Annotated in this window: 10 protein-coding genes and 1 pseudogene; 4 read left to right on the forward strand and 7 right to left on the reverse strand. The window is 65.9% G+C overall.

Annotation, left to right across the window (positions count from 1 at the left end):
* Positions 1 to 142 precede the first annotated feature (142 nt).
* Genes IV088_RS05960 through IV088_RS05970 form a run of 3 tightly spaced genes read right to left on the reverse strand, consistent with a single transcriptional unit; the run spans position 143 to position 5,825 of the window.
* Positions 143 to 3,229, reverse strand: coding sequence for an efflux RND transporter permease subunit (locus IV088_RS05960; RefSeq protein WP_291099079.1), 3,087 nt, complete (start codon positions 3,227 to 3,229; stop codon positions 143 to 145).
* Positions 3,226 to 4,380 (reverse strand): efflux RND transporter periplasmic adaptor subunit, encoded by a 1,155-nt coding sequence (locus tag IV088_RS05965; RefSeq protein WP_291099082.1) that lies wholly within the window; start codon positions 4,378 to 4,380, stop codon positions 3,226 to 3,228. Before IV088_RS05965 ends, IV088_RS05960 begins: the two co-directional genes overlap by 4 nt.
* Positions 4,377 to 5,825 carry an efflux transporter outer membrane subunit gene (locus IV088_RS05970; protein WP_291099084.1) on the reverse strand — a complete coding sequence of 483 codons (1,449 nt, stop codon included), beginning with the start codon at positions 5,823 to 5,825 and terminating at the stop codon, positions 4,377 to 4,379. The genes IV088_RS05965 and IV088_RS05970 overlap by 4 nt, the downstream gene beginning before the upstream one ends.
* A gap of 132 nt (positions 5,826 to 5,957) precedes the next feature.
* Between IV088_RS05970 and IV088_RS05975 the strand changes: the two genes are divergently transcribed.
* From IV088_RS05975 to IV088_RS05990, 4 genes and pseudogenes are all read left to right on the forward strand, one after another.
* The gene (locus IV088_RS05975; protein WP_291099087.1) at positions 5,958 to 6,653 is read left to right on the forward strand and encodes a response regulator transcription factor; all 696 of its coding nucleotides are present in this window, start codon (positions 5,958 to 5,960) and stop codon (positions 6,651 to 6,653) included.
* 4 nt (positions 6,654 to 6,657) lie between these two features.
* A complete protein-coding gene (locus IV088_RS05980) occupies positions 6,658 to 7,716 on the forward strand; it encodes an ATP-binding protein (RefSeq protein WP_291099090.1) in 1,059 nt (352 codons plus the stop codon).
* An 87-nt stretch (positions 7,717 to 7,803) separates the two neighbouring features.
* Positions 7,804 to 8,460, forward strand: a complete 657-nt coding sequence (locus tag IV088_RS05985) for an SDR family oxidoreductase (protein WP_291099093.1) — start codon at positions 7,804 to 7,806, stop codon at positions 8,458 to 8,460.
* 108 nt (positions 8,461 to 8,568) lie between these two features.
* Positions 8,569 to 9,269: pseudogene (locus IV088_RS05990) on the forward strand (IS3 family transposase); the annotation flags it as partial.
* 148 nt (positions 9,270 to 9,417) lie between these two features.
* Here IV088_RS05990 and IV088_RS05995 read toward each other — a convergent pair.
* The 4 genes from IV088_RS05995 to IV088_RS06010 all read right to left on the reverse strand — a co-directional run bounded on the left by IV088_RS05995 (position 9,418) and on the right by IV088_RS06010 (position 12,867).
* Complete coding sequence (locus tag IV088_RS05995; RefSeq protein WP_291099096.1) at positions 9,418 to 9,681, reverse strand: amidohydrolase family protein; 264 nt, start codon at positions 9,679 to 9,681, stop codon at positions 9,418 to 9,420.
* A gap of 324 nt (positions 9,682 to 10,005) precedes the next feature.
* On the reverse strand, positions 10,006 to 10,770 hold the full coding sequence (locus tag IV088_RS06000; RefSeq protein WP_291099099.1) for a sulfite exporter TauE/SafE family protein: 765 nt from the start codon (positions 10,768 to 10,770) through the stop codon (positions 10,006 to 10,008).
* Positions 10,771 to 10,843: 73 nt separating this feature from the next.
* Positions 10,844 to 11,905 carry a putative sulfate exporter family transporter gene (locus IV088_RS06005; protein ID WP_291099102.1) on the reverse strand — a complete coding sequence of 354 codons (1,062 nt, stop codon included), beginning with the start codon at positions 11,903 to 11,905 and terminating at the stop codon, positions 10,844 to 10,846.
* Positions 11,902 to 12,867: a bifunctional enoyl-CoA hydratase/phosphate acetyltransferase gene (locus tag IV088_RS06010; RefSeq protein WP_291099106.1), complete on the reverse strand. Its 966-nt coding sequence runs from the start codon at positions 12,865 to 12,867 to the stop codon at positions 11,902 to 11,904. The genes IV088_RS06005 and IV088_RS06010 overlap by 4 nt, the downstream gene beginning before the upstream one ends.
* Positions 12,868 to 13,102: the final 235 nt, after the last annotated feature.

Raw genomic sequence — 13,102 nt, forward strand, 5'->3', positions numbered from 1 at the left:
CGGGAAGGTTCCCAGATCAAGAGCCAGCTGGCGCGGATCCATGAGAAAGTGAATTCGTCGGTTTTCTGGCCCCAGGCCTTTCAGCAGGCGTCTGCCTTCGGGCGCACCGTGACGGGTCGACAGGGACCCAAGGCTTGTCTGTTCAAGGGGTGACTGCCACAGCAGCCCCGTGCTGGCCGGGCAGCTTGCGGCGCAGCCACTCCAGCAGGTCGTCCACATAGGTGAACACCACCGGCACCACGAGCAGGCTGAGAACCGTCGAGGTGATCAGCCCCCCGATCACGACGATCGCCATCGGCTGGCGGAAGCTCGCCTCCGCGCCCAGCCCCAGGGCGTTGGGCATCATGCCCGCACCCATCGCGATGGTCGTCATGATGATCGGCTGGGCACGCTTGTGGCACGCATCCATGAGGGCATCGAACCGGCTCATGCCGTGTTCGCGCCGAGCCATGATCGCGTACTCGACCAGCAGGATCGAGTTCTTCGTCACGATCCCCATGAGCATCAGCAGGCCGATCACCGCCGGCATCGAGAACGACTGCTGCGTGACGAGCAACGCGAAGAGTGCGCCTCCCAGAGCCAGGGGCAGTGCACACAAAATCGTCGCCGGCTGCAGGAAGTCGTGGAACAAAAGAACCAGCACCGCGTAGATGCAGAAGATGCCGATGGCCATCGCGACACCGAAGCTCTGGAACAACTCCGACATGCGCTGCAGCTCGCCCTGCTCGACCCGGTTGACGCCGTCCGGCAGGGACTTGAGAGCGGGCAACTCGGCGGCCTCCCGCTGGACATCACCGATCTGCCGTCCAGCCAGCTCGACGCTGAGGGTGACGTTTCGCGAACGGTCCAGCCGCGTGATCTGCGAAGGGCCGCTGCCCATCGAGATGTCGGCGACCGTGCCCAGGTTCACCGTTCCTTCGCTTCCCTGCACCCGCAACTGCGCCACGGCATTGAGATCCTCACGCACGGACGGGTCCATCCGGACGCGCACCGGGATCTGGCGTTCCGACAGATTCAGCTTGGGGAGCGCGGTGGAGTAGTCGCCATAGGTGGCGATGCGCACGGCATCGGCCAGGGCCTCGGTCGTGACGCCCAACGCGGCGGCCCGTGCCGCATCCGGATGAATCTGGATCTCCGGCCGCTGCAGGGAGGCACTCGACGTGACGTTGCCGATGCCCTTCAGGGTGCGCAGCTGCGTCTCGGCCTGCGATGCCGCCGTGGCCAGGGCAACGGGGTCCTCGCTGGCGAGCGTGATTTCCAGCGTTTCGCCATTGCCACCACCGCCGACAGAGATGCGCGCCCCGGGGACCGCCCGGAGAACCTCCCTCATCTTGCCTTCCACCCCCGACTGCTTGAGCGTGCGCTCGCTGCGTGCAACCAGTTCCACCGTCAGCGTCGCACTGCTCACGTCGGCCGTGGCGCTGGCGGCCATCCCGCCTCCGGTGGTTGCCGTGCCCGCAGAGATGAACACGCTCTCCACCTCCGGCAAGGTGCGCAGCAGTTCGGCGGCCTGCTTGCTTGCAGCCACCGTGTCGTCCAAGGTGCTGCCGGGCGCCAGGGTGATGCTGATCTGCGACTGCGCCTTGTCCTGCGCCGGAATGAAACCGGTCGGCAGGAGGGGGATCATGGTCAGCGAAAGCCCAAAGAAAACCGTCGCACCCAGCACGGCAAGCTTTCGGCGCACGAGCACGGAGCGGACCCAACCGAGGTACCGGGTCATGACGGGGCCGTCGGCCTCATGGTGGTCGCCGGGCTTGGCCGGCTTCATCAGATAGGCGGCCATCATGGGCGTGAGCAGCCGCGCCACCAGCAGCGACACCAGCACGGCGACCGAAGCCGTGATACCGAACTGGCGAAAGAACTTTCCGGGGACGCCGCCCATGAAGGCGGTGGGCAGGAACACCGCCACCAGCGTGAACGTCGTGGCGATCACCGCCAGCCCGATCTCATCGGCGGCCTCCATCGCCGCCTGGTAGGGCGTCTTGCCCATCCGCAGGTGCCGCGCGATGTTCTCGATCTCGACAATCGCGTCGTCCACCAGAATGCCCACCACCAACGCCATCGACAGCAGCGTCACCGTGTTCAGCGAATAGCCGATGAGCGCCATGAACCCGAACGTGGGGATGATGGAGAGCGGCAGTGCGGCGGCCGCCACGAGCGTGGCGCGCCAATCGCGCAGAAACCACCACACCACCAGGATGGCCAGAGCCGCTCCTTCCAGCAACAGCTCCATCGAGCCGTCGTAGTTCTCCTGGATGGGAGTCACCGTGTTGCTGGCTTCGGCAATGGTCACCTCGGGATGGGCCGTGGCGAAGCGTTCGATGGCGGCACGGGTGCCCTCGGCCACCGTGACGTCGGAATAGCCTTTGGATCGCGTGACCTGGAAGCCGATCACCGGCTTGCCGTCCCGGAACGCGAGCGTGCTGCGGTCCGCATGGGTGTCTTTGATGCGAGCGATCTGGTCCAGGCGCACATAGCGGCCCTCGCCCAGCGGAATGCTGATGGCGGCGATCTCGGCGGCCGAACCCACCGTGGCGATGGTGCGGGTCGACTGGCGTTGCGAGCCGATGTTGCCCAGCCCGCCTGAACTTTCCTTCTGCACGGCCTTCAGCTGGGACGACACGGCGGACGGCGTGACGCCGAGCCCGGCCATCAGCGATGGATCGAGGTCAACCTGCACTTCGCGATCGATGCCACCGACACGCGCCACGGACGACACGCCCTTGACGGCGAGCAGCGCCTTGGAAATGTCGTTGTCCACGAACCACGAAAGATCTTGCTCGTCCAGCCGACTGGACTCGATGGTGTAGGTCAGGATCGCCGAGCCGGCAGACGTCAGCTTGGACACCGTGGGGGACGCCATGCTGGCCGGCAACTCGGCCTTCGCGCCATCGACGGCGTTGCGGACCTCACTCAACGCCACCTCGCTGTCCTTGTCGATTTCGAAGCTGACGCTGATGCTGACCGACCCATCGGTGATGGTGGTCGTGATGTGATCCAGCCGCGACAGCGACGCCAGCTTGTCCTCGATCTTGCGCGCGACCTCGGTCTCCAGCTGGGAAGGCGCCGCGCCTTCCAGCGAAGCCGACACCTGGATCGTGGGCAGATCCATGTCGGGAAAATCCTGAATCTCCAGGCGCTGAAAACCGATGAGGCCCAACACCGTCAGCAGGAAGAACAGCAGGAGCGCAGGAACCGGGTTGCGGATCGACCAGGAGGAAATGTTCATCGGTCGCCTCCCGCCTTCGCTTTGCTGGCTTCCACCGATGCCACCGTCACTTCCGCGCCTTCGGACAAGAAGCCACCACCGCTGGCGACGACCCGCGAACTGGCCTCCAGCCCGGACACGACTTCCACGCGGTCGCCTTGCCGCCGGCCTGTGACCACCACCCGGCTGGAGACGCGTTGCCCGTCACCCACGACGTACACATACGAGCGTCCATCGCGCAACACAATGGCCGACTGGGGCAAGGTGACTGCGGGCGCGCTGTCCAGTTCGATGATGCCGCTGGCGAATTGCCCCGGCTGGGCGCCCTGCCCGGCCACCAGGCTCACGTGCACCATGCCGCGACCGGTCGCGGCATTCAACGTGGGCGACACCAGCCGCACCTTGCCTTCCACATTCAGACCGCTCGGCAGCGTCAGGCGGGCAACCTGGCCCACCCGCGCGCTGGCCAGCTGGCGGGCGTCCATTTCCGCGCGCCACTCGACGCGCCCCTGCCGCACCAGCCGGAACAGCTCGGCGCCAGCGGTGACGACATTCCCCAGCACCGCTGACTTGGATGAGACCACCCCGTCGTCAGCGGCCACGATTCGCGTGTGGGCCAGTTTGAGTCGCGCGCTTTCCAGGTCGGCCTCTGCCGAGGCAAGCGATGCCCGGGCCGTCGCTTCGTTCGCGCGGTATTCATCCATCTTCTGGGGCGCCAGCGCACCGGCCACATCCACGGCCTGAGCCCTTTTCAGGTTGGTGCTGGTCTGCACGAGGCTGGCGCGGGCCTGTGCCACCAGCGCTTCCTGCTTGCGCACTTCGGCCTTCACGGTGTCGTCAGAGAGCCGCGCCATCAGTTGCCCGCGCTGAACGGTGCTGCCCACATCGACCAGCAACTCCGCGATGCGCAGCCCACCGGTCTCGGGGCTGACGATGATCTCTTGCCAGGCCGTCACAGCGCCACTGGCTTGCAGCTGCTGCGGCCAGGCGCGTTTTTCAGCGCTGACGACGTTGACGGTCAGTGCGGTGGCCTTGGACGGCGCCTCGGGTTGGGCTGCAGCCGCGCCCGGCCCGTCGCCGCGCGGGGCCCACAACGCGTAGGCCGCAACGCCCAGGACAACCGCGACGACACCCGCGATCACCCGTTTTCGATTTGATGTGAGTGTGCTCATGGGGTGGTCTTTGCTTTCGAGGCAACGTCTTCAGGAGGGGTGGCCGGGGTACCGGACTGCCAGTCACCTCCCAAAGCCTTGTACAGGGCGATCCAGTGCGCCACGCGGTCTCTTTGCAAGCCGATCAGTTCGATCTGCGCGGACAATGCCTGCCGCCTCGCATCCTCCAGGTCGAGCAGGCTGGTGGAGCCGGCGCGCCACTGCGCTTCCGCCCCCACCAGGTACCGCCGGTACTCCTGGGCTGCGCGTTCGGCCTGTTCCGTTCGTTTCGCGGTGCTGTCCAGGCGGACCAGGGATTGCTCCACATCCTTCACGGCAGTCCGCACCGCCTGACGCCAGTCGGCATACGCGGCGTCGTGGCCGGCCCGCGCGCTGTCCACGGCGGCCCGCCTCCGGCCCCCGTCGAAGAGCGGAAGGGACAGCGCGGGACCAAACGACCAACTGGTCAGTGCGGAAGCAACGCCCACCACCGACACATCGATGGAGCCCGAGAGCGAAAGGCTCGGATAGAGGTCGGCCTGCGCGACGCCGATCTCGGCACTCGCGGCCGCAAGTTCGCGTTCGCGAGAGGCGAGGTCGGGCCGCTGACGCAGCGCCTGCGCCGGCACACTTCGAACGTCGATCCCCCTGGGCTGCGGGACATCGGCCCCACCCTGCGCCAGCTGGGTGCGCAGCGCCGATTCACCGGTTCCCGTCAGATCCACCAGCGACTTCACCAGCAGCTCGCACTGCGCGCGTTGCGCCAGCGCAGCCGACGAGGTGCTCGCCAGACTCGCGCGGGCCAACGAACCGTCGGTGGTGGCGGTCAATCCGGCACGCACCAGGGACTCCGTGGCCTTGACGGTTTCATTCATGGACGCGAGTTCCTGTTCGTAGGCACTGGCCAGCAACCCGCACGCACGGTACTGCACGTACGTGTCCGCCACTTCCGCCGCCAGCGAGGTGCGCGCGTCGTGCCAGTCGTTTTCGCGCGCCTGCGCCAGGGCCTGGGCAGACTCGGTGCTGCGCCTGACCTTGCCGAACAGGTCAAGCTCCCACGAAGCGTCCAGACCTGCGCTGCGCGCCGTGGCGACCCCGCCGGTTTGCTGGGTGCCGCGCGTCGCCGAGGCCACCCCGTTGGCGCTGGGCAGGCCCGAGGCGCCGGCGCTGGTCAGCGTGGCGCGCGCCTTTTCGATGTTGGCCCACGCCTTGGCCAGCGTGGGACTGCCGGACTCGGCAGCGCGCTGGAGCCGGGTCAGCACCGGGTCGTTGAACTGACTCCACCAGTCGCCGAGCGCAGCGACTTGGCCACCGTGTGGCAGCGGGGCTTGCCATGCCGGTGGTGCCGCGGGTTCGGGCTGTGCATGGTTGGGGCCGACGGCGGCGCAGCCGCCCAGCGCGATGGCGAGGCCGATCGCAAGAAGGGTTTTGAAGGTCCGCCAGCCGGCGGTTCGCGAGGTGTACATAGGGTCCTGTCAGGTCAGGACCCATCGTAGGTGCCGCGAATGTCAGGCAGCGTTGACGAGCGTTAAGCTGGGTAAAGAAGCAGCCCGCGGGCGCTGGCACGGGAGCCATTCGGGCGATACTGCTGCTTACCCATGATCCCGGTCCTGCTCGTAGATGACGACCTCGAACTCACGGCGATGCTCTCGCAGTATCTTGTCCGCGAGGGCTTTGCCGTGCATGCCGTGCACGATGGCCAAGCGGGTGCTGAAGAGGCCACTTCCGGTCGCTACGCCATCGTGGTGCTGGATGTGATGATGCCGCGCCTGTCCGGCATGGAGGTACTGCGCCGGATCCGCGCCCGCAGCAAGGTACCGGTTCTCATGCTCACAGCACGCGGCGACAACGTAGACCGCATCGTCGGACTGGACATGGGCGCGGACGACTACGTACCCAAACCCTGCACACCCGGTGAACTCGTCGCTCGCCTGCGCGCCATCCTGCGGCGCACGGAAGTGCGTGAGGCGGCGGTGCCCAGCTCCGGCCAGCGTCCCTTGAGAGTTGGCGCCTTGACTCTGGCGCCGGGCAGCCGCCAGGCCACATGGCACGACAAACCCCTGGAACTGACGGGAACAGAGTTCAATTTGCTCGAGGTACTGGTGCGCCACGCGGGCCAACTGGTGAGCAAGCAGGAAATTTCGCTGCAGGCGTTCGGCCGGCCGCTGGCAAGGTTTGATCGGCGCATCGACGTGCACATCAGCAGCATCCGACAGAAGCTTGGAATGAGGCCTGACGGCGAGTCCTGGATCCAGGGCGTGCGCGGACTGGGCTATCAGCTGCTGGAGGACTGACGGCATGGCCACGCGCCGCATCGGGAGGCTGTTCTGGAAGCTGCTCTTAGCGCTCTGGCTGAGCATGGTGCTCTCGTTCGCAGGCACGATTGCCTACCTCATGCTCGTCGGGCGCCTCCCGCCGCAGGATGAGGTCACCTCTTTCGGCTTTGTTCCCCTTGTGCCTTTGATATCGGCCATGGTGGCTGTTCTCATCATCGGCCCGGCGCTGGCCTGGTACCTGTCTCGCCCATTGCGACATTTGCGCTGGGGCTTGCGAAGAGCCGCAGAGGGCCGTTTCGACACGCGCGTAGAGCCACTGATGCACGGGCGGCGTGACGAGATCGCTGATTTGGCGAAGGAGTTCGATCACATGGCGTCACAGCTGCAGCAGGCGACCGAGTCGCACCAGGTGTTGTTGCACGACATTTCCCACGAGCTGCGCTCCCCGCTTTCGCGGTTGCAGGCAGCCATAGGATTGCTGCGTCAAGACCCCACCCAAACAGAAGCCATGGTCGACCGCATCCAGCGAGAAAGCGAACGGCTCGACGCCCTGATCGAGGAACTGCTCACGTTGCACCGCCTGGAGGCGTCAAGCGGCTTGGCGCGGGAACGGGTGGACGTGATCGAGCTCCTGCATGCCATCGCCGAAGACGCCGACTTTGAGGCACGGTCGCAGTTGGCACGGCAGGTTCGCATCGACGCGCCGGGGCAGTTTGTTGCACAAGTCAATGGTGAACTGCTCTACCGCGCCTTTGAAAACGTGATTCGCAACGCGGTGAAATACACCGCGCCTGGCACGGCGGTCGAGATTTTCGCTAGGGTCAGCCCAGAGGATGGTCAGCTCGTGACCACAGTTCAGGACCGCGGGCCCGGTGTGCCCGAGGCGATGTTGAAGAACATCTTCGAGCCCTTCACCCGCATTGAAGGAAGTGAGTCTGTGCGCGGCGTGGGTCTGGGTCTGGCCATCGCGCTGCGTGCAACAAAGCTGCACGGTGGCCGCATTGAAGCAAGCCTGCGCGACGGTGGAGGTTTGGTCATGACACTGTGGTTGCCGGCGATGCCAGATGCGGTGGACCACTGAAATGAGGCCTCCCCCTACCCATGAAAAATGGCGCCCTTGGCCCTCTTGAAATAGCGAGAAGGGGCATGCTTCTCGAGGGCACACCCAGTGAACGCACGCTCCCGCAGGCGCCCAGCAGGCCCTGACAACTCGACTCCAACAGCCAAGCTGGCCGACGCCGTCGCCCGTCTCGGCGGTCGCGCACAAGCCGTGCCAATGGACCTGGGCGACGCCGCAGCGGCGCAAGCGATCTTCGAGCAGATCGGTGCCGACGACCACTTCGTGTCCACCGCAGCCGACCTCACCTATGGCCCGCTCGCGACGGTGGAGCGCCCAGCCATCGAGCGCATGCTCGCCGGCAAGTTCTGGGGCCCTGTGAATCTGGTGCAGTTCGGTGTGCAGAACCTGCGTGCCAGTGGATCGATCCTGTTGTTCTCCGGTCTGGCCGCTGACCGGCCCGCTGCGGGGAGTGTCGGCCTTGAATGGGCCTTGAATGCGGGTGTTGAAGGACTGGTGCGTGCCCTGGCGGTGGAGCTGGCCCCCGTGCGGGTGAATGGCATTTCACCAGGTGTGGTGGAGACCGAGGGCTGGGCCTTCATGGACGAAGGCAGCCGCAAGGGCTTTTTTTCCGACCTGGCCACGAAGCTGCTGGCCCGCCGGATCGGTACACCGCGCGACTTGGCCGAAGCCGCGCTGTTCGCACTCACCAATCGCTACCCGACCGGAGGGGTTGTGCATGTCCATGGCGGTGGCAGCCTCAGTTGACTGGGGTCTGGTGATTTTGAGTTTGAATTCCCGCCCCGTCACCGGCTCTCGTGAAATTCCGCTTCCGGCTGGAAGCGACTATCGGCGCCAGCAGGGTCACGGTCGGCAAACCACCGCAGCTACGGCTACCGCGGGCTGCAGGCTTCGCTGACCAGGCAGTGCGTCACCATCTCTGAGAAGGTGGTTCAGCGATTGATGTAGCAAGAGAGCTTGCTCGCTCCCAAGCCAAAGCGTCGACGGTACGGGCCCTATCTGGGCGAGATCAGTCCAGCGCCCGAGAACCTCATCCATCGCGACTTCAAGGCAGCGGCCCCGAACGAGAAGTGGCTCACCGACATCACAGAGTTCCAGATCCCGGCCGGCAAGGTGTACCTGTCGCCCATCATCGACTGCTTCGATGGCTTGGTCGTCAGCTGGACCATCGGGACGCGCCTTGACGCTGAACTCGTCAACACGATGCTCGATGCAGCCGTCGAGACGGTGGCCCAAAGCAACGATCGGCCAGTTGTTCACTCTGATCGTGGAGCCCATTACCGCTGGCCCGGCTGGCTATCGAGGATCAGTGACGCGAACCTGTTTCGCTCGATGTCGCGCAAGGGGAGCTCGCCCGACAACGCTGCATGCGAAGGATTCTTCGGCCGAATGAAACGGAACTGTTCTATCCTCGGAATTGGCAGGCCACGACCATTGAGCAGTTCATTGAAGCCGTGGACTCCTACATCCGCTGGTGCAACAAGAAGCGGATCAAGATCCCCCTTGGCTCTCTCAGCCCCATCGGGTATCGAGAGAGTCTTGGGCTTACGGCATAAAACCAGTCCAAGTATTTGTCCGCATCCCCCCGGGGTCAAGATTGCGTGGAATTCAACAGATTTCTTCATGTAGAGACTCCGTCTGGGGGAATTCTCTACTTCCGGGTGGTTCAGGTTTTCAAGGGACCTTCAAAAACGGGATCACCCTTCAGAACTTGAGCACTCCGCCTGCTGCTTCACGGACGCGCTCGGCAGAGCGCTTCGCGCGGCCCACGACACTGCTCATGTCATAGGCGGTCAGACGTCCGTTCCGCTTGAGAATTCGGCCATCACAAATCACCGTATCGACGTTGGCCGCGGTTCCGCTCTGCACGATCGCTGTCTCAATGTTGCCAACCGGCGCCATGTTTACGTCGTTGGCACGCACGAGGATCAAGTCGGCACGCTTGCCTTCGGTGATCGACCCGATCACGTCTGGAAGACTCCGATGTAGCCAGGACCGTGAATTGAGGGCGCGACAACCAACTGCTGCAGTCGCTGCAAAGCCGCACTTGAAAACTCGAAGATCGCGTCAAGGCGGCCGGTGACCTGGCTCGCCTGAATTTCGGCTGCTGCGGGCATCTGTCATTCGAGGATGGAAGGGTCGAACGACCGCGGCACCGCCGTCATCAGCCATCCAACACGTCCCAGCCCAGAGTAGAAGCTTCTTGCCGAACTGCCCAACAACTGAAATAGAGATAAACCTGCCGAAGAACAAGTTGAACTTGGTTTTCAGGGCATCTTGGAGCCAGAACGACTACCAGGCGGTGGCGATCAGGCTGGCGCCGGCCATCAGCAGCAGGCCGGCAGCGACACGGGAAATCGCCACCGAAGAGAGCTTGAGCGGGTACCGCCGGTTGCCGCGCGTGACCAGGAACACCAGGGGCACGGCCATGAGGGCATAAACGAGCGATGCCGGCGTGAACTGCCCCGAGACCAGCACGATGCCCAGCCGCACCAGCTGGCTCAGGCCGAACATCACCAGCAGCGCCTGGCGGATCACCGGCAGGCTCAGGGGCTGGCGGTAGAGCTTGTAGACCAGCGGCGGCCCCGCGGTGGAGAACATGCCCCCCATCAGGCCGGCGAGCAGACCGGTGAGTGCGAACGAACCGGGGGCATCGATCTCGGCTTTGGGTGCGAACCGCACCACCAGCAAGGCGGCCGACCCGATCACCGACACGCCCAGCGCCATCTTGAGCAGGTACAACGCGCTGTCACTGAGCCAGAACAACAGCGCCAGCCCCGCCGCCACCCCCACCAGGCTGGGCCAGATCGCGGGGCGGATCACCCGCCAGTCGTCGGTGAGCGGGTATTCGCGGAAGTGGATGACGGTCTGGCTCAGGGTGATGAGGGTCACGGCGTTGGCCGCGACCCCCACCGGGATCAGGTCGAACACACCGACCAGCGCCAGGAAGATCAGGCCGAAGGCAAAACCGGTCAGGGTCTGCACGTAGGACGCCAGGGTGATGCACAGCAACACACCGAGGGTGCCCCAGAGCGGCAGGGTAGCCAGCGTCGTCATGGTGAAGCCAAGCCTTCAAACGAAGCCCTTGCCGCGGGTCGGAGCACCCGACCCCGCGGGGTCGGGCGGGTGGTCAGAAAAGTCCGTGCTGGCGCGCGAACAGGGCGACCAGCACAAAGGCCGCCATCCACACCGTTTCTACCAGCAACAAGGTGAAGGGCCGCCAGCCGGCTTCGGCCAGTTGCTGGAACGAGGTCTTGATGCCCAGGGCCGCAATCGCCACCACCAGGCACAGGCGGGAGAAATCGCTCAACGCCGTGCCCACCGCGGACGGCACAAAACCCAGCGAGTTGACGGCCACCAGGATCACGAAGACCCAGAGAAACCAGGGCACCAGCGGCTGCTTGGCGGTGACGGCCTTCCCACCGTTGGCGGCGATCTCGCGTTCGGCCTGCTCGCGTTCGCTCTTGAACATGGCAGAGACCGCCACCACCACCACCGCCAGCATGGAGACGCGGAACAGCTTGACGATGGTCGCGTAGTCGCCGGTCGGGTGGTCGATCATGTAGCCCGCGCCGACCACCTGCGCCACGTCGTGGATGGTGCCGCCCAGGAACAGGCCGGCCAGTTCCGGCGGCAGGTGCAGGGCGCGCGCGATCAGCGGGTAGGCCACCATGGCCACCGTGGACAGCACCGTGACCGTGACCACCACCATCAGGGTGAAGCGTTCGCTCTCCTTGGTGCGCGGCAGCACCGACGAGATCGCCAGCGCGGCCGAGGCGCCGCAGATCGCCACCGCCCCGCCGGACAGCGTGCCCTGGGCGCGGTTGAGCCCCAGCCGCTTGCCCAGGAAGTAGCCGACCAGCAGGGTCGTGACGACGGCGACCACCACGATCGCCGCGGTCGTCCAGCCCAGCCCCGCGATCTGCGAGGCGGTGATGCGCGCGCCCAGCAGGCCCACGCCCAGGCGCAACACGTTGCGCGAGCAGAACTCGATCCCCGGCTTGGCTTTCGGGTCGGCGCTGAGGTAGTGGAAGGCCACGCCGAAGAACAGCGCGTAGAGCAGTTGCGGCCCCCCGTGCAGGGTGGAGACCAAGGTGGCCGCCATCGCCACCACCCCGGCCAGCAGCGTGCCGGGCAGCACGTGCATGACGAACTTCGCGGGCTGCAGCCGGTCGAGGGCGATCGCGCTCATGCGGACGCTCCCTGGCGGGCCACCAGCACCGCGAGCGCACACGAGGTGATGCGTGCGGTGATCGAGTCGGAGCGGCTGGTCAGGATGACCGGCACCTTCATGCCCAGCACCAGGCCCGCGCACTCGGCGCCGGCCATGTAGACCAGCTGCTTGTAGATCATGTTGCCGGCCTCCAGGTTGGGCAGCAGCAGGATGTCGGGCCGGCCGGCGACTTCGGACACGATGCCCTTGTTGAGCGCCGAAACGCTGGAGATCGCGTTGTCGTAGGCCAGCGGACCGTCGAGCACGGCGCCGGTGATCTGGCCACGGTCGGCCATCTTGCACAGGGCCGCCGCGTCCAGCGTGCTGGCGATGGCGGGGTTGATGTTCTCCACCGCCGACAGGATGGCCAGGCGGGGATTTGCGATGCCGATGGCGTGCGCGAAGTGGATCGCGTTCTGGGCGATGTCGCGTTTTTCCATCAGGCCGGGTTCGATGTTGACGACACAGTCGGTCAGCACCAGCGGCCGCGCCACACCGGGCACGTCGAGCACGAAGGCGTGGCTGGCGCGGGAGCTGCCGCGCAGCCCGGCGTCTCGCGCCACGGCGGCGCCCAGCAGCTCGTCGGTGTGCAGGCTGCCCTTCATCAGGGCGGCGGCCGTGCCGTCGCGGCACAGGGTGGCGGCGCGTGCGGCGGCGGCGCGCGGGTCGTCGGCCGTCTCGACCACTTCGCAGCCGGACAGGTCGAGCCCGCCCAGCAGGGCGGCCGCATCCATGCGCTCACGCGGGCCGACCAGGATCGGCACGATCAGGCCGGCACGAGCGGCCTCGATGGCCGCGCCCAGCGAAGCGGCGTCACAGGGGTAGGCGATGGCCACGCGCATCGGGCCCAGGACCCGGGCGGCGTCGACCAGCGACTTCAAATGGGGGTGTGCAGGCGCGTTCACGGCCTGCGCCGGTGCGGTCTCGGGCACCGGCGACATCACGGGAGCAGCCATGTGGCCTCCGCTTTCAAGGGGAAAAGGGGCACCGGTACCGCGCCGCACGGGCGCTGCGCAGTACCGGGGAGCTCAGGGACTCAGTCGATCAGACGTAGTCCTTGTACTTTTCGAGGAAGCGCACCGGCTTGGCCAGCGCGTCGCGGCGGAACGGGTCGCCCAGTTCGCGGGTGCACATGATCTCGATGACGCAGGTCTTGCCTTCGTTCATCTGCATGTC

This window comes from Hydrogenophaga sp. (assembly GCF_018780075.1).
Classification (GTDB): Bacteria; Pseudomonadota; Gammaproteobacteria; order Burkholderiales; family Burkholderiaceae_C; genus Hydrogenophaga.

Coding starts and splice junctions, on each gene's coding strand:
- IV088_RS06000 (WP_291099099.1), bottom strand. CDS start 10,770: ATGACGACGCTGGCTACCCTGCCGCTCTGGGGCACCCTCGGTGTGTTG.
- IV088_RS06010 (WP_291099106.1), bottom strand. CDS start 12,867: ATGTCGCCGGTGCCCGAGACCGCACCGGCGCAGGCCGTGAACGCGCCT.
- IV088_RS05970 (WP_291099084.1), bottom strand. CDS start 5,825: ATGTACACCTCGCGAACCGCCGGCTGGCGGACCTTCAAAACCCTTCTT.
- IV088_RS06005 (WP_291099102.1), bottom strand. CDS start 11,905: ATGAGCGCGATCGCCCTCGACCGGCTGCAGCCCGCGAAGTTCGTCATG.
- IV088_RS05980 (WP_291099090.1), top strand. CDS start 6,658: ATGGCCACGCGCCGCATCGGGAGGCTGTTCTGGAAGCTGCTCTTAGCG.
- IV088_RS05960 (WP_291099079.1), bottom strand. CDS start 3,229: ATGAACATTTCCTCCTGGTCGATCCGCAACCCGGTTCCTGCGCTCCTG.
- IV088_RS05975 (WP_291099087.1), top strand. CDS start 5,958: ATGATCCCGGTCCTGCTCGTAGATGACGACCTCGAACTCACGGCGATG.
- IV088_RS05965 (WP_291099082.1), bottom strand. CDS start 4,380: ATGAGCACACTCACATCAAATCGAAAACGGGTGATCGCGGGTGTCGTC.